Source organism: Streptomyces rimosus, assembly GCF_008704655.1.
GTDB classification, from domain to species: Bacteria; Actinomycetota; Actinomycetes; order Streptomycetales; family Streptomycetaceae; genus Streptomyces; species Streptomyces rimosus.
The window spans coordinates 9,252,917-9,277,014 of record NZ_CP023688.1; the positions used below are offsets into that span (position 1 = coordinate 9,252,917).

A 24,098-nucleotide genomic window follows, 5' to 3' on the forward strand; every position below is an offset into this window, starting at 1 on the left:
GAACGAACGATGCCATTCCCGCCACGACAGGTGCGGTTTTCGCCACAGAATCAAGGGATTTGCCCAGTCGCGAGGCGGCATGATCCGCTGCATGAAAAGGACCGCGGTTGCCGGATCGACCCTCCCGGAGACGCAAGCGCAGGTGAAAGACCGTGCGCAGAACCCGCTGCATGGGCAGAGCCCGCTGACGGCGTACCAACGCGATATCTGGGCCGCCAGTTCTCAGGCTCCGCAATCGCCGCAGTTCAACTGCGTCATTCACGAACGATTACGGGGCGGGATCGATCTCGATGCACTCGCCGAGTGCATCGTGCGTGCGCTGTCTCGCCACGAGGCGTTCCGGCTGCGGTTCGGTGAAAGGGCGGGGACGCCCTTTCAGTGGGTGGCGGGGGAGGGCGGCTTCGGGGTCCGCAGGGTGGACCTCGCGCAGGAGCCCGAACCGGACGTCGCGTGCGCCGAGTGGATCCGGCGCTCGTTGGCGATGCCGCTGTCGCTCACGGACAGCGGCCCCCTGGTCGAAGCCACGCTGCTGGTGGAGAGCCCGGACGTCACGCATCTGCATGTCAAGACGCACCACATCGTCGCCGACGGCTGGGCCCTCAACCGGCTGAGCCACGAGATCCTCGAGGACTACGCGCGGGCCACGGGTGGCGACGGGGAGCGCACGGGGTGTCACGAGCCTGCCTCCTACCTTGCGTTCGTCGAGGAGGAAGCCGCCTACCGTGCCGGTGCCGAAGGTGATCGCGACCGTGCCTTCCACCGGGAAACCCTCGCCGACGTGGCGCCCGCGCTCTTCACGGGCACGGCCGGCGGGAGCGGGCGCGGCCGTCATGGGTTCGTCGTCGAGGGCCGTATCGTCGACCGGGTCCGTGCCGCCGGCTGCTCGCCGTTCGCGTACGTCGCGGCCATGTTCGGTACCTGGCTGACGCGACTGCACCGTGGCCAGGAAGTGGTGCTGGGCGTCCCGTTACTCAACCGGCCCGAAGACCACCACAAGAAGATCATCGGTCAGTTCGCCAACACGCTGCCGCTGCGGGTCCCGGCACACGGCGGGCGCACGGTACGGGAACTGGTCGCCGAGACCCGGAAGGCGGCCCGTGCGCTGCAGCGCCATGAACGGCTCTCGCTGGGCGACGTCCTGAGGGAACTGCCCCCGTCGGCCGAGGGCCCCCGCCGGCTCTTCGACGTGACGCTCTCCTACCTGCACTGGTCGTGTCCGGCGCTGGTACCGGGCGTCGAACGGCAGCTCACCCTGATGGCTCCCTCGCACGATCAGGACGCCCTGGGCGTCATGGTCTTCGCCTTCGACGGCACGGCCGACATGCGCATCGAGCTGGACTACGCCCTCGATGTCTTCGACGAGGACCTGCCCATCGCCTCGGTCGCCGGCCACCTCGCGACGCTCCTGGAGCGCGGCGTGGACCTGCTGGACGAGCCCGTGTCGGCCGTCCCGATGCTGGAACCCGCCGAACACGAGGACCTCACCGCGGTGCGCAGCCACGGTCCGACAGTGCCGTACGCGGACCAGGCCACGCTGCACGGCCTGTTCGAGGAGCAGGCCGCCCGCATCCCGGGGCAGACTGCCGTCCTTGGTGCCACTGGCGAAGTGCTGACCTACGCCGAACTGGACGAGCGGGCCAACCGGGTCGCCCGGGCCCTGCGCGAGGAGGGCGTCGGCCCCGGCGACCGGGTCGCGGTGATGATGGAGCGGGGGCCCCAGCTGCTCGTGGCGCTCCTGGGCACGCTGAAGTCAGGGGGCGCCTACGTACCGGTGGATCCCGGCTATCCGTCCGAACGCGTGCGGTTCCTGCTGGACGACAGCCGCGCCAAGGTGGTGATCGTGGACGGCCCCGGCCCCGGCCGTAACCCCGCCGCCGGTGGGGCCGACGGGGCGAAGGTGCGGCATGTCGATGAGCTGCTGCAGGCCGGCGGTGCCCCCCTTCCGCCGCTGGCCGGCGCCCGCGATCTGGCCTATGTCATCTACACCTCCGGCTCGACCGGCCGGCCCAAGGGTGTGATGGTCGAGCACCACAGTGTCGTCAACCGCCTCGCCTGGATGCAGCGCCGCTATCCGCTGGGCGACGGTGACGTCCTGTTGCAGAAGACGCCGGTGTCCTTCGACGTCTCGGTGTGGGAATTGTTCTGGTGGGCCGTCGAGGGCGCGACGGTGGCCCTGCTGCCGCCCGGCGGCCAGCAGGATCCGCGCGAGATCCTGCGGGCGGTCCGTGACCAGCGGGTCAGCGTCGTGCACTTCGTGCCCTCGATGCTCGGTCCGTTCCTCGACCTGCTCCAGGAACAGCCAGACGCCCGCGCGGGCCTGGGCTCCTTGCGGTACGTCTTCTGCAGCGGCGAGGCCCTGCCGCCGGAGCGGGTCGAGCAGTTCAACCGCGTCTTCGGCATACCCGGTGCGCAGGGCCGGGTACGGCTGGTCAACCTGTACGGGCCGACCGAGGCGACGGTCGATGTCTCGTATTACGAGTGTCCGGACGATCCGGCTCAAAGCGTCACACGGGTCCCCATCGGCCGGCCGATCGACAACACCCGGCTGTACGTCCTGGGCCCCGGTGATCTGCCCCAGCCGGTGGGTGTCGCCGGTGAGCTGTGTATCGGCGGCGTTCAGGTCGCCCGGGGCTACCTGAATCGTCCGGAGCTGACCGCCGAGAAATTCGTCGGCGACCCGTTCGTCCCGGGCGGGCGCCTGTACCGTACCGGCGACCTCGCACGGTGGCTGGCCGACGGCACCCTGGAGTACCTCGGGCGGATCGACGGCCAGGTCAAGGTCCGGGGCAACCGGGTGGAGCCGGGCGAGGTGGCCGGCGCCCTGCGCGGCCTGCCCGGTATCCGCGACGCCATCGTCGTGGACCGCACCACCGCCGCCCGCGGCACCCACCTCGTGGGCTATTACGTCGCCGATGCCGCCCTGGACCCCGCTCACCTGCGCGAACTGCTCGGACAACAGCTGCCGGCGTTCATGGTCCCAGCCTTCTTCGTGCGGATCGACGCCGTTCCGCTGACCCCGAACGGCAAGGCCGACCGCCGCGCGCTGCCCCCGCCCCAGGAAGCCGCGGAGCCGGTCACCGGCCTGCCGCCGCGCGACCGTACCGAGGCCGCCCTGGCCGAGATCTGGGCCGGGGTGCTCGGCCACGACGCCGTCGGCGTCCACGACGACTACTTCACGCTCGGCGGCGACTCGATCCTCATGCTCAAGGTGCGCGCCCAGGCCGAGGCACGGGGCCTGCGCTTCTCCCTGACCGACCTGATCCGCAACCCGACGGTGGCGGCTCTGGCCCCGCGCGTCGAGAGCCTGGCAGCGCCCGGCGGCGATTCCGCTCCCGCCCCGTTCGCCCTCGTGTCCGGCGTGGACCGGGCCCGTCTGGAAGGCGCCGAGGACGCCTGGCCGCTCACCCGGCTCCAGCTCGGCCTGCTCTACCACAGCCGCAGGCGCGAGAGGTCCGCCACGTACAAGGACGTCTTCCAGTACACCCTCGAACTCCCCTGGGACGAGGCAGCGTTCCGCCGGTCGTTCGACAAGCTGGTGGCGCGTCATCCGGTGCTGCGTTCCGCCTTCGACCTGGCGGGTTTCTCCGAGCCGTTGCAGGTCGTCCGTCCGCAGGCGCCCGGCGGCCTGGACATCGTCGATCTGCGTCCGCTCGACGGTGCCGCGGCCGACGCCGAGATCCGCGCGCACATCGAACAGCGCCGTCACCATGCCTACGCCGTCGACCGGGCGCCGCTGTACCTCTTCCGGGCGCACGTGCGGCCGGGGGCCGTCGAGCTGGTCCTCAGTTTCCACCACGCGCTGCTCGACGGCGGCAGCGTGGCCAACCTCCTCCAGGAACTCCTCCAGGACTACGCGCACGGGCTGGGGCTGGGTATCGGCCCCGTCGACGGCACCGTCCCGCCCTCGGCGGCGTCCTACGTACGCGAGGAACTGGCCGCCCTGGAATCCGCGCAGGCGCGGCAGTACTGGAAGGAGAAGCTGGCCGGCTGCGAGCTGCTGCAGATCGAACCGTTCGGGACCCACCTGCCCGGCACCGGCCGGGGACCGGTCACGCACCGCGCCGACCTGCCCGACGAGCTTCTCGCCCAGGTGCGCACGTTCGCCGCCGAGCAGGGTCTGCCCGTCAAGTCCGTGCTCTTCGCGGCGCACTGCCTGACGCTGGCCATGTTCGCCGGTACCCACGATGTCACCACCGGGCTGATCACCCACGGACGGCCCGAGCTCGCCCACGCCGAACGCACCGCCGGACTCTTCCTGAACACCGTGCCCCTGCGCCTGGACGTCGCGCAGCCCCGATGGCTGGACGTGGCGCGCGAGGCTTTCCGGCAGGAACAGGACGGCCACCCCCACCGGCGCTACCCGCTGAGCGCCGTCCAGGAGGACCACGGCGGCCCGGTTCTGGACACCGCCTTCAACTACGTGCACTTCCACCAGCTGTCCGAGGTCCTCGCGCTGCCGGAGATACGGCTGCGCACCTTCCGTACCTGGGAGGAGAGCGAATTCCGGTTCCTGGTCAACGCGTTCACCGAACCGGACAGCGGCAGCGTGTGGCTGCGGATCGACTGCGGCAGCGACGGGGCCACCGCGGAGCAGGCCCGTCTGTTCGCCGACGGCTACCAGAAGATTCTGCGCCGGATGGTGGAGGAACCGCACACGGAGCCCGATGTCGCCTTCCTCGCCCCCCGGCCGGTCCGCGCCAGGGCCACACCCCGGCCCACCGTCGTCGACAGCTTCCTGCGCCAGGCGGCCCGCACCCCGGACGCGACCGCCCTGGCGATGGGGGAGGAGCGGTGGAGTTACGCGCGGCTGGCCGAGACGGCCGGCCGGGTGGCCCGGCGGCTGGGCGCGCTCGGCGCTTCGCCCCAGGCCCGGATCGGGATCGCCATGGACCGCTCACCGCAGACCATCGCCGTGGTCCTGGGCGTTCTGCGGGCCGGGTGCGCCGTGGTGCCGCTGGACGTCGGCTACCCCGCCCCGCGGCTGGCCATGATGCTGGAAGAGGCCCGGCCCTTCCGCGTCATCGCCCATGCCGCCCACGCCCACCTCGTCGACGATCCGTCGCTGCTGCTGCCCGCCGAGTCGATCACCGAACCGACCGCAGGAGCCGCCACGGAGCCCGCAGCCGAGATCCCCGCCGACAGCACCGCCTACGTCCTGTTCACCTCCGGCTCCACCGGACGCCCCAAGGGCGTGGCCATGCCGCACCGCTCCCTGGCCGGCCTGGTCGCCTGGCAGACCCGGGCCGCCAGCGGTGCGGTGGGCGGCGCCACCCTCCAGTACGCGCCGCTGAGCTTCGACGTCTCCTTCCAAGAGATCTTCTCCACGCTGTGCTCCGGCGGCACGCTGCACCTGGTGGGCGACGCCGAGCGGCGCGACATGCCCCAGCTGCTGCGACTGATCGACCGCGAGGGCATCGAGCGGGTCTTCCTGCCCTACGTGGCCCTGCAGCACCTGGCCGAGACCGCCCAGGCACTCGACCTCACCCCCCGTGCACTGCGGGTGCTGGTCTCCGCCGGCGAACAACTGCGCGTCACCCCGGAGATCCGCAGGCTGTGCTCCGCACTGCCGGGCGCCGTCCTGGACAACCAGTACGGGCCGACCGAGACCCACGTCGCCACCGCCTTCACCATGACCGGCGACCCGGCCGCCTTCCCCGCACTGCCCCCGATCGGACACCCCATCGACGGCGCCGAGGCGCACGTGCTGGACGAGCGGATGCGCCCGGTGCCCGTCGGCGTGCGCGGCACCATCCACCTCGGCGGCACCTGCCTGGCCGACGGCTACGAAGGCCGCCCCGACCTCACCAAGGAACGCTTCGTCCGGCACCCCTTCGCAGACGAGGGCCACCTGCTCTACGACACCGGCGACCTCGGGATGGTGCTGCCCGACGGGACGCTGGTGTACGCCGGGCGGGCCGACACCCAGGTCAAGGTACGCGGCCACCGCGTCGAACCGGCCGAGGTGGAACTGGCCCTGACCGCTCTCGCCGGGCAGTACCCGAACCTGCGCGACGCCGCGGTCGTGGCCCGCCACCACGCGAACGGCGAGTGCCTCCTTACGGCCTTCCTCGTCGGCGAGGGCACCAGCGCGGACCTGACCGGCATCCGCGAACGGCTGCGTACCACGCTGCCCGAGCACCTGGTGCCCTCCCACCTGCGATGGGTGACCCACCTGCCCCTGACCCCCAGCGGCAAGCGGGACGACGCCGCCCTGCGCTCCCTGCCGCTCACCCCCACCGCCGAAACCGACGGCGCAGCCCCGCAGGATCCTTACGAACGCGCGGTGGCCGAGATGCTGGCGGACCTGCTGCAACTGCCCGCCGTCGGCGTGCACGACAGCCTCTTCGACCTGGGCGGCACCTCGCTGACCGTGATGCGGTTGGTGGTGCAGATCGAGCAGCGTTACGCCGTGCATATCCCGTTGTCGCAGTTCATCGCGACCCCCACCGCGGCTGGGCTTGCGGCGCGGTTGCGTGCGGGTGGCGCGGTCGCGGCCTTCGACCCGTTGGTGCCGATCCGCCCGCAGGGCACCCGCCCGCCGCTGTTCATGGTGCACCCCATGGGCGGCAACGTGCTGTGCTATGTGCCCTTCGCCCGGCACCTTCCCGACGACCAGCCGCTGTACGCGCTCCAGGCGGCCGGTGCCGATCCCGGTACCACGCCGCTGCGTACCGTCGAGGAGATCGCGGCCAGTTACATCGCCGCGCTGCGTACGGTGCAGCCGCACGGCCCGTACGCCATCGGCGGGTGGTCCTTCGGCGGTTTCGTCGCCTTCGAGATCGCACGCCAGTTGCGGGCGGCCGGGGAGGACGTGGCCCGCCTGGTGCTCCTGGACACCACCGCGCTGACCCAGGGAGAGCGTCACCGGCACGACGACGACGCTCTGCTGGGGTGGTTCTTCTGGGAGCTGCTGTGGCTGGAGCGCGGTGGCGATTCCTCGATGCAGCGCTTTCCGGAGGAACTGGTCTCGCCGGAGGAGAAGTTCGACTTCATCGCCCGTGTCGCGGCCGAGGAGGGCGTTGTGCCGGCCGGCAGTTCGGGCGCCGTCATACGCCGGCTCTTCCGTCTCTATCAGGCGAACTGGCAGGCGACGCTCAACTACCGGCCCGAAGCCGGGGACCTGGGACTGACCCTGGTCCGTGCCGCCGAGCCGCTGCCAAAGGTCCTGGCCGCGATGCACAGCGCGGCCGGAAGCCGCCACGAGGACCCCACCAACGGCTGGAGCGATATGACCGACGGCCCCCTTGAGGTGGTCAGCGTTCCCGGCGACCACCTCACGATCATGGAAGAACCGTACGTGCAACACGTGGCCAAGACGGTCGCGGACCTGATCGGGCCCGGACCGGCCGGATCTGACGGGGAGCGCTGACCGCATGCCGACAGTCTCAGACCAACCACAGAGCCCCGAAAGCCGGGCAAACCCAGCGAACTCAAGGAGCCGACCGGTGAAAGCCCTCGTCATCGGAGCCGGAATCGGCGGACTGGCCTGCGCCGTCGCCCTGCGGCGCGTCGGGATCGAGGTGGCGGTGTACGAGCGCGCCACCCAGCTGCGTGCCGCCGGTTCCGGCCTGTCGGTCATGTCGAATGCCGTCAACGCGCTCGCCACGCTGGACATCGACCTCGACCTGGAAAAGCGCGGCCAGGCCATAGCGTCCTTCACGGTCCTGGACCACCGCGGCCGCACCATCAGGGACCTGCCGTTCAAGGAAATCTGCGACAAGGTCGGCGCGCCCAGTGTCTGCCTGGGCCGTCCGGCCCTCCAGGAGGCGCTGCTGGACGCGGCCGGCGACTGCCCCCTGCACCTGGGCGCCGCCGCGACCGCGTTCGAGACCGACGGGACGGGCGTCACCGTCCGCTTCGCGGACGGGCGCACGGCGCACGGCGACCTCCTCATCGGCGCCGACGGATTCCACTCGGCCATCCGCGCCCAGCTCGTCGGTCCGGAGGCGTCCCACGACAGCGGCTACGTCTGCTGGCTCGGCATCGTCCCCTTCCGCCACCCCGCCTTTCCCCGGGGCAGCGTGCGCCACTACTGGGGCAGCGGGCAGCGCTTCGGCCTCATCGACATCGGCCACGGCCACGCCTACTGGTGGGGCACCAAGACCATGCCCACCGCCCGCTCGCACGCCTGGGACGGCACCAAGGACGAGATCACCCGGGCCTACGAGGGCTGGGCCGACGAGGTACGGGCCGTCATCGAGGTCACCCCGCCGGGAGACATCCTCGCCGTACCCTCCCGCGACCGCACCTTCCTCGAACGCTGGGGGCAGGGCCCCGTCACCCTGCTCGGCGACGCCGCGCACCCCATGCTGACCACCCTCGGCCAAGGGGCCGGCATGGCCATCGAAGACGCCGTGGTCCTGGCCCACACCCTGGCCGAGCCCGGCGCGCGCGACGATCTGCCGCTCGCCCTGCGGACGTACGAGGACCGCCGCCGCGACCGTACCCGGTCCATGGCCGCCGCCTCCCGGTCGATGAGCGACCTCGAACAGGCCGACACGCCCGAACTGCGGCAGGCCCGGGACGACTATTTCCGCCTGACACCCCGCCAGGACCTCGCCCGGCAGAACGAGGAGTCCCTCACTTTCCCCGCCATCCCGAATCCCGAACCACGCCTCAGGCGAGACCTCAGCCCCCTGGAACGCTGGTACTGGATCGCGGACCAGACCTCCCCGCTCAACAGCGTCGTCCGCAGCCGCATCCACGGCACCCTGAAGCTGTCCCTGCTGCGCCGCGCCCTGGACCTTCTCCAGTCCCGGCACCCGCTGCTGCGCGTCGCGGTTACCAGCGACGAGGACGGCACGGCCCCCGCGTTCCGCCCCGTGGGCGGACGGCCCATCCCACTGCGCCACATACAGGTGCCGGCCGACGACCCCGAGTCCGATACGCGCTGGCAACGCGAGATCGACGAGCACGAACTCGCCGAGGGCGCCGCCTGGCGCACGGGGCCGCTGCTGCGAGCCGTCGTCATCAGCCGGGAGGACGTCGAACGCACCGAGGACGTCCACGACCTGCTGCTCACCTCGGCGCACTGCATAGCCGACGGCATGACCGGGCTGGCTCTGCTTAGGCAGTGGATCGAACTCGCCGCCCAGCTGCATGCCGGCGAGGAACCGCCACGCACCTCGTACCGGGCCCTGCCCTCCGCGGAAGACCTGCTCCCGCCCCGTCACCGAGGCCAGGCAGGCGCCGCCGCCCTTACGGCCCTGACCGAGCGCGACGAGGAGGAAACCCGTCGGCTACAGCCACGGCGCGTCACTCCCAGCCACCCGGTCCCGTTCCACCGGCGGCGCACCCGGATGGTGCACAGATCCCTCACCGCCGGCCAACTCGACCTGCTCGTGAGCGCCTGCAAGCAGCACGGCGCCACCGTGCACGGAGCCCTGGCCGCCGCCATGGTCACCGCCGTCGCCCTGGAGGCAGGTACTCGGGAGCCGGCCCACTTCTCGATCGGCTCCCCGCTCGACTTCCGCGCCGAACTGGAGCCCGCCGTCTCCTACGACGAGGCCGGCACCTACGCGGCCACCCTTCCCTCCCGCGTCCTCTACCGGCCCGGCGAGCCCTTGTGGCCCATGGCGCGCGCCATCAGCCAGGACCTCGCGGACCGCCGCAAGCGCGAGGAACACCTTTCCATGATCAACCTGCTGGACCGGGCCGGACCCAAGGCCCCGGCCGACGCCGGTGCGTTCATGCGCTACCTGGACGAGCAGGGCCCCATCAACCTGTGCCTGTCCAACCTCGGCCGCTACGACTTCCCCGACCAGGCGGGCCCTTGGCGCGTCTCCGGCACCCAGATCATCGCAAGCATCTCGGTGACGGGCTCCATCGTGGCGACCGCCACCACCACCCACGGCCAACTCGCCTGGAACTTCAGCCACGTCGAGAACATCATTCCGGCACCGCGCGCCCACCACATCGCCGACACCTCCGTACGCACCTTGCTGTCCGCGCTGCCCACCGGCCTCGGTACGCCCGAGCCCCGCGACTGACCGGCCGCACACCCCACCACCCGAGGAGAAACTCTTGTTGAACCGCCGGCCCAAGCCCCTGCCCCCGGCCGGACGCGCCGTCGTCATCACCGGCGCCTCCACCGGACTCGGCAAGGAGTGCGCCCTGCGGCTGGAAGAACGCGGCTTCCGCGTCTTCGCCACGGTGCGCGAGAGGCAGGACGGTGAAAAACTGCGCGCCGAGGCATCCTCCGCACGGCTGCAGCCGGTACTCATGGACGTGACCGACGAGAAGTCGATCCAGGCGGCGGCGGCCGAAGTCGCCCGGTCCGTGGACGAGCAGGGCGTATGGGCCGTGGTGAACAACGCCGGTTCCTGCGTCGCGGCCCCTCTGGAATGCGTGCCGCCCGAAGGGCTGCGGCGGCAGCTGGACATCAACGTCGTCGGCTCGCTCGCCGTCACCCAGGCGTTCCTGCCCCAGCTGCGGCGCACCCGCGGACGCGTGGTCAACATCTCCTCCGGTGTGGGCAGTGTGGCCATTCCCTACCTCGGCGCCTACGCGACGGGACAGTTCGCCAAAGAGGCCATGAGCGACGCGCTCCGCCGCGAGCTGCGCCCCTTCGGCATCTCGGTCTCCGTCGTCAGGCCGGGCGCGATCGCGACCCCCATCTGGGACAAGGTCCGGGAAACCGGCGAAGACATCTTGAACCAGGCCCCCGACGCCATGGCCGACCTCTACCGAGCCCCCTTCGAACAATTCCTGCAAATGAACGAACAACGCGCACAGTCAAGCGGCACACAGCCGCAGGACGTCGCCCGCACGGTCTTCCGCGTACTGACCACCCCGCGCCCCCGGACCCGCTACAGCGTCGGCCCCGACGCCCGGACAGCCGGCGTCCTGTCCCGGCTGCTGCCGGACACCGCCCTGGACCGTGGCCTCGGCACCGTCACCAAGAACCGCCGGTAGCCCGCGCCGCGGGAGAAAAAGCCCGGCCGGGCCCAAGGTACGGGCCCGGCCGGGAGGGGCGCTGGACTGCAATCGCCGGGCCACCGGGGCCCGTACGCGTAACGTATCTGCGCCCGCAGCGGAGAACGCCGGTGCCGGGCCTCGGACTCGCGGAGTACGAGCCGCTCCCGTCTTGATCGGGGCAGATGGCCAGGCGACGCACCCAAGTTCCGACAAGGCGGGCAACCTACTGGCCGCAGCCCCACCGCCAGGCCGCGCCGCCTTGGCAACCGAGGTGAACGGCTGAACTCGCAGGGTGGTTGTGCGACACACCGGAGCGGCCTTCCGCTGCCCGGTGGTGTGGGTGCGCATGGTGGGCGGGTGTCGCTCTGTGGAGGTGCGTGGTGCGTCGAAGTGTTCTGGTGACGGGTGCGACGAGTGGTGTGGGTCTGGGGGTGGCGCTGCGGCTGGCCGGGGCCGGGTTCGACGTTTTCGCCACGGCGCGTGACGAGCCGAAGGCCGAGAAGCTTCGGGCTGTGGCGGCCGAGTGTGCTGTCGGGCTGCGGACGGTGCTGCTGGATGTGGCGGATGCCGATTCCTGCCGCAGAGCGTGTGCGGAGGTCGCGGAGGCCACCGGAGGCGGACCGTGGGCCTTGGTGAACAACGCCGGTGTCCCGCTGGTGGGGGCGGTGGAGGACCTTGAGGACGCGGCGGTGCGGCAGCTGCTGGAAGTCAATGTGGTGGGAGCCGCGCGCATGGCCCGGCTGGTGCTGCCGGGGATGCGTGAGCGCGGGGAGGGACGCATCGTGAACGTCTCGTCGCTCGCGGGCCGTATCGCGGCTCCCGGTATGGGCTGGTACTGCGCGGGCAAGGCGGCGTTGGGGGCCTTGAACGATGCGCTGAGGATGGAGGCCGGGCCCGGCGGGGTGCGGGTCGCGATCGTCGAGGCGGGCGCGTACGCGAGTGCCATTCAGGGCCGGGCTGCCGATGGTCTGGCGGCGCTGGCGGGCCGGCCGACGTTGTTCGGTGACATGTACCGGGTGGCGGAGGCGGCGCTGCGGGAGTCCGGTACGCGGCTGCCGAGCGCGGAGCCGGTCGTATCGGCTGTCTGCCGGGCACTCATCGCGCGTCGGCCGCGCCACCGGTATGTGGTCGGCAGGCAGGCGAAGGCGGGGCTGCTCGCTGACGTGCTGGTCCCGGTCCGTGTGAAAGACCACTTCAAGCGGGCGGCGATGGGTGCTCCCGGTGCCCACCCGGCGGTCGAGTACGCGGCGCGGCGCTGGTGCACGCCGTGGTGACGGTCAGGCCAGTAGGCCGGAGCGGCGCCACAGGTGGTGCTGGGGGCGCCTGATCAGGTCCACTTCGGTGAGGAAGGCGATCAGCTTTTCCCCGCACCAGAGCATCGTGGCGCGGTGGTGGAGGTTGTGGCGTGCCTGGCGGCGGGCCTCGCCGGGGGTGAGCCCGAGGTCGCCGTACCGGTCGGGGCGCAGGAGCGGCGGGACGGTGTGGGAGGCGACCAGGGCGGTCAGGAGGCGGTGGCGGGCCAGCCGGCTCCGGGAGGCGTGCGTCACGGCTTCGCGCAGTTCGGCGCGGGCGAAGCTGACGTGGCGTGCTTCTTCGGCCACGTGCAGACGGCACACCGACCGCACCAGGGGCTGGACGCGGTCGTCCTGGGCGGCCTCCCGCTGGAGCCGGTCGAGCACTTCTTCGATGATCAGGGCGCTGGTGAAAGTGGTGATGTCCTGGAACGCGGCAGCGGCCGGCGGAAAGGGGAGCCGGACGTGCGCCGGGACGCGATGGGCCGGGCAGCCGAGTGTGGCCAGCAGCCGCCCGAACATGGTGATGTGCCGGGTCTCGTCGCCCATTTCCGTCAGCGCGTAGAAGGCGCGCGCGTCCAGGATGTCACGGTTCATCAGGTGGCGGGTGAACATGCGGATGATGGCCAGCTCGAACCAGTGCCCCATCTGGGCCATGTGGGCTGCTTCGTGGCGGGAGAGTTCGAGGCGCTGCCGGTGGTCCATGCGCTCCCACAGGGGGGTGCCGTAGAGCGCGAGCCGCTCGGGCGGCCAGAACCAGGCACCGTCCAGCAGGGGGGTGTCCCAGTCGATGTCCGTCGCGGGATCGTGGGAGCGGGCCGCGGAGGCGTCCAGCAGACGCTGAGCGGTGGTGTGGGGGCTGTGGGGCCGCAGAGCCTGGTCGGTCATCAGGGGTCACTCCTGGGGTGTTTCGTACCGGCCGGCCCGGCGAGGGGCCGACGGTGCGGCAGGGGCTGCGGGACGGGGGTCGACGGGCGGGGCCAGGGGCTCCACCAGGCGGCGCGTCCGGCCAGGGCCAGGACGGCGGGGGCGAGCAGCCCGCGGACGACGGTGGCGTCGAGCAGGACCGCGAGGGCGAGGCCGACACCGATGATCTTCAGCATCACCAGGTCCGACGTGGCCAGCGCGGCCATGACGACGGCCAGGGTGAGCGCGGCCCAGGTGAACAGGCGCGCGGTGCGGTCCAGGCCCCGGACCACGGCGGTGGCGGCGTCGGGGGCCCGTTCGTACTCCTCGCAGACGCGGGCGAGCAGAAAGATCTCGTAGTCCATGGACAGGCCGAAGGCGATGCCGAAGATGAGCGCCGGCATGAGCACGTCCGTGGTGCCGGTGACGGGAAAGCCGCCCAGGAGGCCGGCCAGATGGCCTTCCTGAAAGACGAAGACCAGGGCGCCGAAACTGGCTGCCAGGCTCAGGGCGTTGAGCAGCAGCGCCGTGAGAGCCATGACCGGCCGTCGGGTCAGTAGCAGGGTCAGGCACAGGAGCGTCGCCCCTGCCAGCAACAGGCACCAGGGCAGGCGGGAGAGGAGCGCTCGCTGGACATCGTCGAGGACGGCGCCGGGCCCGCCGACGAGGACGGGCGCGGGAGCGGGCAGCTCGCGCAAGGTCCGGGCGAGGTCGCGGTTGGCGGGGGAGTAGGGCTCGCCGGAGGTGGCGACCGCCAGCCAGACGCCGCGGGGCGAGGCGAAGGCGGATGCCGCGGTGCCCGCCGGAGGCGTGTGGACGCCGCGGGCATAGGAGCCGGTGGCCGTTTCCACCCGGTCCACGCTTTTTTGGAGGGAGACGCGCCGGGCGTAGGCGTCGACCTCGGCGGCGTGCTGCCGGGGGTCGAAGTGCGGCAGGACCACGGTCGCCGGAGTGATCACGGCGCCGAGTCGGTAGTCGTGGCGCAGCACCGTACCGGCTTTGGCGACGGTGGAGGAGGCAGGCTGGACGCGATCGTCGAAGAGACCGATCTGCACGCGGGTGAAAGGGGTGGCGAACACCAGCAGCACCGCGGTGACGCTGACAGCCACCAGTCCGGGCCGTCGTTGGACGGCCCGGGCCATGCGCCCCCACCTTCCCAGCCCGGCGGCCCGGCTCCCGGAGTGAGGGCCGGTACGGATACGGCGGCGCCCTCGCGTGAGGACGCCCGGCCGGTGGACGCGGGGCCCCAGGACCGTCAGGAGAGCCGGGAGCACGACCAGGCCGGCCAGGGCCGCGAAGGCGGTGACCGCGATGCCGCCGTAGGCGATGGAGCGCAGGATGGTGTGCGGGAAGACGAGCAGCGAGGCCAGCGACAGGATGACCGTGCCCGCGGAGAACAGCACGGCCCGGCCCGCGGTCCGCAGTGCCGTGCGCAGGGCGGTGCCGGGTTCGGCGCCGGCCGCGGCCTCTTCCTGGTAGCGGGCGAGCAGAAAGAGGCTGTAGTCGACGGCGAGGGCGAACCCGAGCGCCGAGGAGATGTTGGTCGCGCTCACCGCCACCTCGGTGCAGAAGGTGAGCAGCCGCAGGACGGCCTGGGCTCCCAGTACGGCCAGCACACCGACGGCAACGGGCAGGAGGGCGGCCAACGCCGAGCCGAACACCACGAGCAGCAGCAGCGCGGTCAGCGGCAAGGCCAGCAGTTCCGCGCGGATCTGGTCCCGCCCGGCCAGCCGCAGTGCCTCGGCGCGGGAGGCCGCCTCGCCGGTGACCTCGACCTGCAACGGGCCATGGCGGCCGGCCATCCGCGGCATCAGCCGTCCGGCCGCCGCCGTCGCCTCCTGCTCGCGTCCGTGCAGCCGCACCAGTACCAGGGCGCTGCGCCGGTCCGCCGAGCGCAGCGACGGCGCCTTGGCCTGCCAGTAGGAGACCACCTGGGCGACGGACCGGTCGGCGCTCAGCCGCCGTACCAGCCGGTCACCCTCGGCCGCCGCGGCGCGGTCTTCGACCGACCGGGCGGCGCCGGACACGCGGGTGACGAGTACGAGGTGGGGCGGGGCGGAGGCGAAACCTTCGCGCAGCAGCCGGTCGGCACGGGCTGCCTCGGTCGCCGCCGGCACGATCCCTCCCGGCGACAGCCGCCCGTCCACCGCTGCCCCGAACCAGGCGCAGGTCGCCGCCAGTCCTGCGGCCAGCACCAGAATGACCCACGGAACGCGGCACCGGGGGCTGCGCATCGTCGTGACTCACCCCTTCGCGGTACGGGCTTCCGCACTCCCTTGTCGCCACCATGTGTAGACAGGGAGCGGGCCCGGCAACACATCGCCACCTCTTCAGGCGAACGCCCGGTAGCGCCAAACGCGGGCACTTAAACACATCAACGGCGTGGGAAGCCGTGGCGCCCGGCGGCGCCGCCCTAGCGTGAGGCCATGAGCGACCTTCGGGCCTGCCTGGCGGGCGCCACCACGTACCTGCCCGAGCGCTGGGTCAGCATGGGCGAACGGGAGGCCCAGATCGCGGCCGCCAGCGGCGGCTTCACCCCGCCTCCCGGGCTGATCACCCAGCTGACCGGGGTGACGGGCGTCCATCTGATCGACGACGACCAGCAGGCGTCCGATCTGGCGGCGGGCGCCGCCCGCAAGCTCCTGGCCGACCAGGGCGTCCGGCCCGCCGACATCGACCTGATGATTTTCGCGGCGGCCAGCCAGGACATGATCGAGCCGGCGACGTCCCACGTCGTGGCCGCCAAACTCGCCCTGACCTGCCCGGTCTTCGACGTGAAGAACGCCTGCAACAGTGTGCTCAACGCCATGGAGATCACGCAGGCTCTGATCGCGTCCGGGCGGTACCGCACCATTCTGATCACCTGCGGCGAGGCGCCCTCCGTCGCCGCCCAGTTGCGCATCCCCGACGCGGCGGCGTTCGCGCGCGCACTGCCTGCCTACGGTTTCTCCGACGCCGGCGCCGCCCTCCTGTGGAGAGCCCAGGAGACTCCTCGCCCACTGCCGCCCCGGGGCATCCTCGGCTGCCGCTTCGCCGCCGACTCCGCGGCTTGGCCCTCGGCGACCGTGCTGCACGGCGGCATCGCCTCCCTGCGCCACCGCTCGGGCCCGGAAGCAGCCGCTTGTTTCCGCATGGACAGCGTCCGGATGCGCGACAGCCTGCGAGCCCTCGGCCGCGCCCACCTGAACCGCGCACTGGACGAACTCGGCCTGACCTTCGACGACTTCGCCTTCATCGGCGCCCACCAGGTCGCCTTGGCCGACCTCGACGAACTGTGCGGGCCGGAGATCGGGGTCCCCCGCGACAAACTGATCATCACCCTCCCCGAGCACGGCAACGTCGCCTCCGCCTCCCTTCCCCTGCAACTCACCCGCGCCCTCGAAACCGGCCGGGCCGGCCCCGGCGACCTCGTCGCCCTCATCGGTCTGGCCGCCGGCAGCAGTGCCGGCCTGATGACGCTGCGGCTGTGAAGCCGCCCTCCGCCCCGTCTCGACGACCGAGGAATGCCCGATGACGCCTGTCTACGAAGCAGTCAAGTCCGTACTGATCAGCCACTTCAACATCCCCGAGGACACCATCCGGCCCGAGGCCACCCTGGAGGACATCGGCCTGGACTCCCTCGCCGTCGTCGAACTGCTCTGCGTCCTCCAGGACGAACTGGGCCTGCGCGTCCCCACGGGCGACGACGCGCTGAAGTCCCTTCAGGTCACCCTGGCCCAGGCGGCGACCGTGCTCGACCAGGCCCAGCCCGCCCCGGTGTCGGAGACGCTCGCATGAGGCGCGACGACATCGCCGTCACCGGCATCGGCCTGGTCACCCCCGCCGGAGTCGGTACCGAAGCCACCTGGAGCACGGTCTGCTCCGGGGCCCCCACCGCCGCGGTCGACCCGTCCCTGGGCGAGGTGCCGGTGCCCATCAGCTGCCGTGTACCGCCGTTCGACGTCCAAGCCGTGCTCGGGCCGCAGGTATGGCGCATGGACCGCTTCACGCACCTGGCCCTGACCGCCGCCCGGCAGGCCGTCGACGACGCCGGCCTGGACCCGGCCACCTGGGACGGCGCCCGGATCGGCGTGGTCGTCGGAGTCGGCTACGACAGCAAGGACCTCGTCATCCCCGCCGTACGCAAACTCATCGACGGCGCCTACGAGAAGCTCTCCCCGCTGTTGATCCCCCGCACCACCGCCAACGCCGCCGCGGCGGAGATCTGCATCGCCCTCGGCGCCCACGGCCCCAGCATGGCCGTCACCACCGCCTGCGCCTCCGGCGCGACCGCCCTTGGCACCGCACGCGACCTGCTCCTGGCCGGCCGCTGCGACATCGCCCTCGCCGGCGGCGCCGAAGCCCCCTGCCACCCGCTGCCCTCCGCGTGCTTCGCGCAGATGGGAGCCCTGTCCACCCGCCTGCACGACCCCGAGGGCGCCAGCCGCCCGTTCGACGTGGACCGCGACGGCTTCGTCCTCGCCGAAGGCGCCGGCCTGATGGTCCTGGAACGCGCGGCCGACGCCCGGTCCCGCGGCGCCCGGCCCTACGCGTACTTCAGCGGATACGGCACCTCCACCGACGGCTACCACTACGCGGCCCCCCACCCCGACGGCGTGGGCATCGAGCAGGCCTTCACGGCCGCCCTCGCCGACGCCGGGCTGACCACCTCCGACATCGGGCACGTCAACGCCCACGGCACCGGTACGCCGCTGAACGACCGCATCGAAGGTGCCGCCCTCACCCGCGTCTTCGACGGCCACCCGCCCCCCGTCACCTCCACCAAGGGAGTCACCGGCCACCCCCTCGGCGCGGCAGGCGCCATCGAAGCAGCGCTGGCCGCCCTGACCCTCGACCACCAGACCATCCCGCCCACGGCCAACCTCCAACACCTCGACCCCGACATCGCCCTCGACGTCGTCGCCAAAGCCCCGCGTTCGCACCGCATGGACGCGGTCGCCAGCAACTCCTGCGGATTCGGGGGGCACAACACGGTGCTGATCTTGCAGCGGGCTTGAGCTTTCGTGCCGGCGTATTCGTGGAATTCGGGTGTCTTCACCCGAGGCGGGATGGGGCGAAGGTGGCCTGCGTTCTTGCCTCATAGGGCGATTCCATTTGATCAATTTTCCGAATGCCCTGCCTCTCCAGGGTGGAGGCAGGGCATTCGCATTCGAGGATCAGGCGCGTCCATAATGCCAAGCCGAGCAATCCGTGCGGCCAGGCTTCCATACACACATCCGGATCGCTACTGCCCTGCCCTCAGGGATACGGGCACGTTTCGTCTTCAGCGTGCCGGCCCCTTTTGCGTAAACGCTGAAACCTTCTGTACCCGGCTTGCCTCCGAGGTTCCACATGATTTCCGCCTCGATCCAGCGCCCGTCGGGCTTCTTGTCCCATGCGACCACCTTGTCGCTTCGATGATCAAACTTGGCCATGCCGCGGGAATTTTGAACTATTACATCCTTTCCTTTCGCTTCCGCCGGGCCGGCGCCGACTGTGCCTGCCAGTAGTGTCGCGCCAGCGGCTGCCACTACAGTCCTGTGCATTGCTGTGCGCAAAATCTCCTCCTGTTTCGAGGGTGTCTCTGTGGCGGCGCGGAGATTCCAGTAGAAACATTGGCCAGAAGGCACCTCAAGGGGGGTTTGGGTTATCGTTGCAAGGTCTTCACCAACGCTCCTCGGGAGCGACTGTCGACTCGCGCGAAAGCGTGTTGCGGATTGGTGTGGCCACCGCCGGTCCGGCTCGATGTGCACGGACGCGAGGACAGCCGTCGGGAGAGCGATGGACACCTCCAGCCGCCGGGGCATCGCGCGGCCGCCGACACCGGCCGGCGCCATGGGCGAGTCTGCCCGGTCTCTGGAGCGGGTCAATGAGCCGTTAAATCGGTGCCTGCTGAACACAACTTGCGATGTTCATCTGCCTACGTTGGCCGGGCGCACTGATCACGACATGGCACGGCCAGGGGGACCGCGATGGCACACGAGCATTTTTCGATACATCCCGCGCCGGTTACGGCGCTGGCCAGGGACTTCACGGCCTCTTCCGAACGTCTGGACGACCGCATCAGTACCTTCGCCACCCGTGCGGAGAACGTGAACGACGCCTTCGGGGTGATGTCCGAGTCCACCGAGGTCCTGTCCCAGTACGTGGAGATGACCCGCCAGACGGTGACGTCCCTGCGGCAGCTCAGTGCCGGGCTGAGGCACTACGCCGCGGGCCTGCAGTACACCGTTGCGTCCTATCAGGGGGCCGATTCCACTCAGGCGCAGCAGTTCGGGGGGAAGTGACATGCCCGGTCAGGAGCAGGAGCAGCAGCCGAAGATCGAAAAAAGCTTCGATCTGTTCAATCCTGGTGGGGACCCGTCTGTCCTGCGGGCGTGTGCCGAGGCGTGGCGGCACATGGCGCACGATGTGAAGAGCACGGTCGAGGCCCAGGACCACGAGGTCACCCGGCTCGGCGACAACTGGACCGGCGCCGCGGCTGATGCCTTCCACGCCCACTGGGAGCACACCAGAAGCCAGGTCGACAAGGCGCTGCCACAGTTCGAAACCGTGGCTCATCAGCTCGACACCACCGCTGATGCGATCGAGAAGGCCAATGACGAGGTGCACCGTGTGGTCGAGGAGATCGCCGCGACGGTGGCGATCGGCATCGGCCTGACGGTGCTGACCGCGGGTTTCTCCGACGCCATCGCCGCGGGCGCGGCCTCGGCGGAGATCGCCGAGGCGACGGCGGAGGTCACCCGGCTCGGTCAGCTCTTGATCAGGGCCGCCAAGGCGATCGAGACGGTGAAGAAGGCGATGGAGGACAGCAAGCTGCTCAAGTTCGCCGTCGAGTTCGGCAAGAACACCGGCGCGAATTTCATCGGCAACGTCGGCGGACAGGCGCTCACGGGACAGAAGATCACTTGGGGGCAGGACTTCCAGGACGCCGCTGTCGCCGGTGTGGTGAGCACGGGGATCGTCGAAGGCGCGGGGAAGCTCGGGGGCAAAGTCGAGGGCTGGGCGCGCAGTTCCGGGGGACACGGAGCCGACTGGGCTCCGGGCAAGGCTTTAGGAGAGGGACTGGGCGGCAAGAACCTGCCCGGCAGAATGGCCGTGGAGGGGGTGGGCAGCGCGGGCGGGCAGACCGCGGCGGACGGAGCAGAGATCATCATCGAAGGAGAGGACAAGGACATCCTCCGGGACGCGGCGTTCAGCGGTGCTGCCGGAGCCGCCGGCGGTGGCGTGAACCACGCAGGCGAAAAGATCAACGACGGTGGCGGCCAGCACCGCGCGACCGGTCGTGAGGGGCTCCCCGGATGGCAGCAGATACCCGCCGACGGTCTCATCTACGGCGCCGGCAACGCAGCCAACACCGAACTGGGCAGCTCTGACTGACCGTGTTCGAAGTCCGCAAAAGCATCAAGCGCTTCCGGGACGACCCGGCCTGGACGTACCGCAAGCGCGCCCGGGACTACCTCGACACGTTCGACCGTCGCGGCTATCCGTTCAGCTTCGGCCCCGATGGAATCGCCCTTCGCGATCTGCTCCAGGGCAGCTTCCGAGGTCAGGAGGTGAGCCTGTTCCACCTCCTCGCATGGCAGCGCACCGGAAAGGCCAATGTTGCATGGACCTATTCCGTGGCCGTTTTTCCCCTGCCCCGTGCCCTCCCGGCCACCGCCTTGACGAGCCGCCGACTGGCGTCATCGCGGATGGAAAGAATCCGCGCGCTCAACCGTGCCACGGGCCGCGCCAAGGACCTGCCCCACCTCGGCACCCACCTGGTCCGCTACTGCGCCGACGATCCCGACTTCGCGGAGCTCATCAGTACGTACGCCATGGAACGGCTCATGCACAGCGCCCGACTGGGCTGGCGCATCGAGGGAAACCGCATGATCGGGTGGACGCATGGGCGCAAGACCTACGAGGACCTTCTGTCCCTCGCCGAAACCCTCGCAACCATCATCGACAGCTTTCCCGAACAGGCGTGGTACTGGCCCAAGTAAGCTGCGGCACACCCAAGACTGGACTCGCCCGCAGGCAAGCGGCTCGGCCCCGCAGCTTCATCCGGCGATGCGGGTCCAAGACCACCGTAAGCCGCCCTCCGCTGTCCCTAACGATCAGGCAGCAGCGTGCCGAGCAACAGCTCTCACCGCATCAACAACGGCCCCTGTTAATCCGTACGGCGCTGGGCACGCCAGCGTGTACGCCGACACGCCGACTGCACCGGCGGCAGCGGTGGCGCCGTCGGAGGCAAGAACCGCGGGGCCGACAAGAAAGCCGCCCCCACACCGGCCCGCACGCCCGCCACCGGGAACGGAAGCAGCAGTAGGAGCGCCGCCGCTGATCGTTTAAGGTCCCGGCCCGCACCCCCGCTACACAGTGCAGGCCTCCCGTTCCCGGTACGTGCCCCTGCCGCACCGTCCAAGGCCGCGGCCGCTGCAGGATGCCTCGTGCAGCGGCCGGGCGCGCTGAACCCCGACGTGAGCCCGGCGACGCTGAAGGCCTCGGGTGCCGCCCCAGCGGATACACCTCGGCCATCCGCCCGCCGCGGTGTCCGTCACCAGCCCGGAAAAGACGGCCAACGCCCGCTCCTACCACTACACCGCGAGTCTGACACGACGCCGAAGTACGACCACCTCGTCTCCCATCGCCCTGGCCACCCTCCACCTCGCGTGAGCGGCACCCCGGACCAGCCGGTCGTATCAGCGAGCCGACGGGATGAGGGCGGTGCGGTCGAACGGGCCGCCATGTGAGGCGGCGTACGTGACGGCGTCGTTGACGGCGTTGAGGCCGAACGACCGGACCTTTTCGGGGGCGAGGTCCAGGGTGCCCGAGGCGAGTAGCCGGATGATGCCGACGTTGGCCGACCGCGGGTACATCCACTGGCCGCGCACGGTGATCGAGTTGCGCATGATCCACGGGTACGGGAGTGCGAGGTCATGGCCACCGAGCATGCCGACGCCGCCCATGAGAACGACGCGGCCGTATTCGCGTACGGTCATGGCCGCCGTGCGCGCTGCCGAGCTGGGTGCGCTCGGCGGGAGCAAGTCGATCACCATGTCGATCGGGCCGTCGGCCGCCGTGGACATCGCCGTGCGGTCGGTGGCCTCGTCCCCGGTCAGCGGGACCGGGCGCAGACGCGGTCCGAACCGGTCGGCGAGGAGGTCGAGCGCGGCCTTGTTGCGGCCGGGGGCGACCACGCGGCCCGCGCCCATCGCCAGCGCGACCGCGACCGCGCTGCTGCCGAGGTTGCCGGTGGCCCCGCTGACGAGCAGCGTCTCGCCCGCTGCGAGCCCGCCGGCCAGCAGCCCGCCGTAAGGGATGACGTGCACGGTCAGGGCGGCCCAGCGGGCCGGGTCGTCACCCGCCGCTGCGGGCAGCGGGAAGACGTTCTCCGTCGGAACCCGCATGAGCTCGGCGAACGATCCGTCGTGCAGGTACCGGGCGAGGCGCGCGCCGCCCTCGCCGCGGGAACTCCAGCCCTGGAGCGTGATGTCGGGCGTCAGTGCGTCGTCCCGCGAGCGCACCGTCGAGTCGCACCACACCAGGTCGCCGACGCGCAGCCGGGTGGCGTCCGGGCCGACGTGGACGATCCGTCCCACGCCGCCGATCCCGGGCACGACGGGCGGGACCAGGGGGTAGTTCCGCTCGCCGCTGAAGACCTCGGCCGCGTAGGGCGCCACTCCGGCGGCGAGGACCTCGACCACCACCTCGCCGCCGCCGGCCTCGGGATCGGGCACCTCCCGCACCGTGAGCGGGGCGCCGAACTGCGTCAGAACTGCTGCTCGCACGTGATGACCTCCGTGTTCGTCCGTGCTCGTCGCGATCGACACTAGGAACCCGGCAGGCATGCGGGAAGCGACGATCACGCATCCGTGGTATGCGTATGCCGCATGGACATCTCCAGCACAGGTCTGCGGGTCCTGCGGCAGATCGCCGAGTCCGGCAGCTTCACCGCAGCAGCCACCCGGCTCGGCTACACCCAGTCGGCGGTCTCACGCCAGGCCGCCTCCCTCGAACGCAGCGCGGGCGCCGCCCTGTTCGAACGCCGCCCCGACGGAGTGCGGCTCACCCCCGCGGGCCTGACCCTGCTGCGTCACGCCCGCACGATCCTGGACTGCCTGACGGCGGCCGAGCGCGACCTCGTCGGCACCGCCCCGCGGACCGAACCGGTGCGGCTCGGACTGTTCCTGAGCGCGGGCGCGGCCCTCCTGCCTCCCGCGCTCGCCCGCCTGGCGGTGACCGACCCGCACATCACGCTCAGGACTACCGAGGGCACCACACCCTCCCTGATCCGGGCACTGCGCGCGGGCTCGATCGACCTCGCCGTACTGACCTCCCGCCCGCCCCACCGGCCCTTGGACGGCGAGTCGCCACGCCTGCACGTCGAGACCGTTGCGGACACCGAACTGGTCGTGGCGGTGCCTTCGACCGGAGAGTTCGCCGGCCGCACCGTGGTGCACATCGACGAACTGGTCGACGCCCCGTGGATCGCCACCCCGGCGACGAACGCCGAGCCGCTGCTCGGCGTCTGGCCCGGCCTGCCCGGACGACCGGACATCGTCCACCGTGCGCGCGACTGGCTGACGAAGCTTCAGCTGGTCGCCGGTGGTTTCGGGGTGACAACGGTGCCCTCGCGGCTCTCACCGGTGCTGCCACCCGGGGTGAGCCTGCTGCATGTCGAAGGCGCACCTCCCGAGATCCGCCGGGTTCTCGTGGCGCGCCTCCCCGGCCGCCCCACCCCGGCGATCACATCCGTCACCCGGGCAATTACCTCGACCACCTGATACGTGCCGCCAGGGCCGTCGGCTCCTACCTTCCCGTACGGCCCTGGCGGCACGTATCAGGTGGTGGAGACCGAAGCCGACCAGGCCGCGCCCATAGGACTACTGACACCGGCGCTGCGCCGGTGCCCGAGTCTCAGGGTGGTCGGGCTGGTGGTGTGCGAGGTATCCACGGCCGTTCTCCTGATGCTCGTGGTCCGTTCCTTTCAGTTTGCCCACCGCGGCTCTGCCTGCG

15 protein-coding genes are annotated in these 24,098 nt (G+C 71.0%); 11 read left to right on the top strand and 4 right to left on the bottom strand.

Going from position 1 to position 24,098, the window contains the following annotated elements:
* Nucleotides 1-142 precede the first annotated feature (142 nt).
* From CP984_RS40445 to CP984_RS40460, 4 genes are all read left to right on the top strand, one after another.
* Nucleotides 143-7,369, top strand: coding sequence for an amino acid adenylation domain-containing protein (locus tag CP984_RS40445; RefSeq protein WP_409350683.1), 7,227 nt, complete (start codon nucleotides 143-145; stop codon nucleotides 7,367-7,369).
* A 76-nt stretch (nucleotides 7,370-7,445) separates the two neighbouring features.
* Nucleotides 7,446-9,989 (top strand): FAD-dependent monooxygenase, encoded by a 2,544-nt coding sequence (locus tag CP984_RS40450; protein ID WP_003979234.1) that lies wholly within the window; start codon nucleotides 7,446-7,448, stop codon nucleotides 9,987-9,989.
* Between the two features lie 37 nt (nucleotides 9,990-10,026).
* Nucleotides 10,027-10,914 carry an SDR family oxidoreductase gene (locus CP984_RS40455; RefSeq protein ID WP_003979235.1) on the top strand — a complete coding sequence of 296 codons (888 nt, stop codon included), beginning with the start codon at nucleotides 10,027-10,029 and terminating at the stop codon, nucleotides 10,912-10,914.
* Between the two features lie 401 nt (nucleotides 10,915-11,315).
* On the top strand, nucleotides 11,316-12,191 hold the full coding sequence (locus CP984_RS40460; protein ID WP_157849529.1) for an SDR family NAD(P)-dependent oxidoreductase: 876 nt from the start codon (nucleotides 11,316-11,318) through the stop codon (nucleotides 12,189-12,191).
* 3 nt (nucleotides 12,192-12,194) lie between these two features.
* Here the strand turns inward: CP984_RS40460 and CP984_RS40465 are convergent, their stop codons facing one another.
* Both CP984_RS40465 and CP984_RS40470 read right to left on the bottom strand, forming a co-directional pair.
* Nucleotides 12,195-13,097 carry an AurF N-oxygenase family protein gene (locus tag CP984_RS40465; protein WP_003979237.1) on the bottom strand — a complete coding sequence of 301 codons (903 nt, stop codon included), beginning with the start codon at nucleotides 13,095-13,097 and terminating at the stop codon, nucleotides 12,195-12,197.
* Nucleotides 13,097-15,349: an MMPL family transporter gene (locus CP984_RS40470; protein ID WP_003979238.1), complete on the bottom strand. Its 2,253-nt coding sequence runs from the start codon at nucleotides 15,347-15,349 to the stop codon at nucleotides 13,097-13,099. The genes CP984_RS40465 and CP984_RS40470 overlap by 1 nt, the downstream gene beginning before the upstream one ends.
* A 192-nt stretch (nucleotides 15,350-15,541) precedes the next feature.
* Here CP984_RS40470 and CP984_RS40475 point away from each other — a divergent pair, with 192 nt between their 5' ends.
* From CP984_RS40475 to CP984_RS40485, 3 genes are read left to right on the top strand one after another with little or no spacing between them, the layout of a single operon-like run.
* A complete protein-coding gene (locus tag CP984_RS40475) occupies nucleotides 15,542-16,585 on the top strand; it encodes a 3-oxoacyl-ACP synthase III family protein (RefSeq protein ID WP_003979239.1) in 1,044 nt (347 codons plus the stop codon).
* Nucleotides 16,586-16,625: 40 nt separating this feature from the next.
* Nucleotides 16,626-16,892 (top strand): acyl carrier protein, encoded by a 267-nt coding sequence (locus CP984_RS40480; protein ID WP_003979240.1) that lies wholly within the window; start codon nucleotides 16,626-16,628, stop codon nucleotides 16,890-16,892.
* Nucleotides 16,889-18,112 (top strand): beta-ketoacyl-[acyl-carrier-protein] synthase family protein, encoded by a 1,224-nt coding sequence (locus CP984_RS40485; protein ID WP_003979241.1) that lies wholly within the window; start codon nucleotides 16,889-16,891, stop codon nucleotides 18,110-18,112. The genes CP984_RS40480 and CP984_RS40485 overlap by 4 nt, the downstream gene beginning before the upstream one ends.
* A 159-nt stretch (nucleotides 18,113-18,271) precedes the next feature.
* Here the strand turns inward: CP984_RS40485 and CP984_RS40490 are convergent, their stop codons facing one another.
* A complete protein-coding gene (locus CP984_RS40490; RefSeq protein WP_129820941.1) occupies nucleotides 18,272-18,529 on the bottom strand; it encodes a hypothetical protein in 258 nt (85 codons plus the stop codon).
* 537 nt (nucleotides 18,530-19,066) lie between these two features.
* Here CP984_RS40490 and CP984_RS40495 point away from each other — a divergent pair.
* From CP984_RS40495 to CP984_RS40505, 3 genes are read left to right on the top strand one after another with little or no spacing between them, the layout of a single operon-like run.
* A complete protein-coding gene (locus tag CP984_RS40495) occupies nucleotides 19,067-19,381 on the top strand; it encodes a type VII secretion target (protein WP_003979242.1) in 315 nt (104 codons plus the stop codon).
* A gap of 1 nt (nucleotide 19,382) precedes the next feature.
* Entirely contained in the window at nucleotides 19,383-20,474 is a 1,092-nt protein-coding gene (locus CP984_RS40500) for a WXG100 family type VII secretion target (protein WP_003979243.1), read from the top strand.
* A 2-nt stretch (nucleotides 20,475-20,476) separates the two neighbouring features.
* The gene (locus CP984_RS40505; RefSeq protein WP_003979244.1) at nucleotides 20,477-21,082 is read left to right on the top strand and encodes a hypothetical protein; all 606 of its coding nucleotides are present in this window, start codon (nucleotides 20,477-20,479) and stop codon (nucleotides 21,080-21,082) included.
* A 699-nt stretch (nucleotides 21,083-21,781) separates the two neighbouring features.
* Here the strand turns inward: CP984_RS40505 and CP984_RS40510 are convergent.
* On the bottom strand, nucleotides 21,782-22,870 hold the full coding sequence (locus tag CP984_RS40510; protein ID WP_003979245.1) for an alcohol dehydrogenase catalytic domain-containing protein: 1,089 nt from the start codon (nucleotides 22,868-22,870) through the stop codon (nucleotides 21,782-21,784).
* A 102-nt stretch (nucleotides 22,871-22,972) separates the two neighbouring features.
* On the opposite strand from CP984_RS40510, the gene CP984_RS40515 reads away from it, so the two are divergent.
* Nucleotides 22,973-23,866, top strand: a complete 894-nt coding sequence (locus CP984_RS40515; RefSeq protein ID WP_003979246.1) for a LysR family transcriptional regulator — start codon at nucleotides 22,973-22,975, stop codon at nucleotides 23,864-23,866.
* The last annotated feature ends 232 nt before the right edge of the window (nucleotides 23,867-24,098 follow it).

Excerpts from the sequence above, each read along its gene's own strand:
- CP984_RS40465 (WP_003979237.1), bottom strand. The coding sequence starts at position 13,097 with ATGACCGACCAGGCTCTGCGGCCCCACAGCCCCCACACCACCGCTCAG.
- CP984_RS40470 (WP_003979238.1), bottom strand. The coding sequence starts at position 15,349 with ATGCGCAGCCCCCGGTGCCGCGTTCCGTGGGTCATTCTGGTGCTGGCC.
- CP984_RS40475 (WP_003979239.1), top strand. The coding sequence starts at position 15,542 with ATGAGCGACCTTCGGGCCTGCCTGGCGGGCGCCACCACGTACCTGCCC.
- CP984_RS40480 (WP_003979240.1), top strand. The coding sequence starts at position 16,626 with ATGACGCCTGTCTACGAAGCAGTCAAGTCCGTACTGATCAGCCACTTC.
- CP984_RS40485 (WP_003979241.1), top strand. The coding sequence starts at position 16,889 with ATGAGGCGCGACGACATCGCCGTCACCGGCATCGGCCTGGTCACCCCC.
- CP984_RS40490 (WP_129820941.1), bottom strand. The coding sequence starts at position 18,529 with ATGGCCAAGTTTGATCATCGAAGCGACAAGGTGGTCGCATGGGACAAG.
- CP984_RS40495 (WP_003979242.1), top strand. The coding sequence starts at position 19,067 with ATGGCACACGAGCATTTTTCGATACATCCCGCGCCGGTTACGGCGCTG.
- CP984_RS40500 (WP_003979243.1), top strand. The coding sequence starts at position 19,383 with ATGCCCGGTCAGGAGCAGGAGCAGCAGCCGAAGATCGAAAAAAGCTTC.
- CP984_RS40515 (WP_003979246.1), top strand. The coding sequence starts at position 22,973 with ATGGACATCTCCAGCACAGGTCTGCGGGTCCTGCGGCAGATCGCCGAG.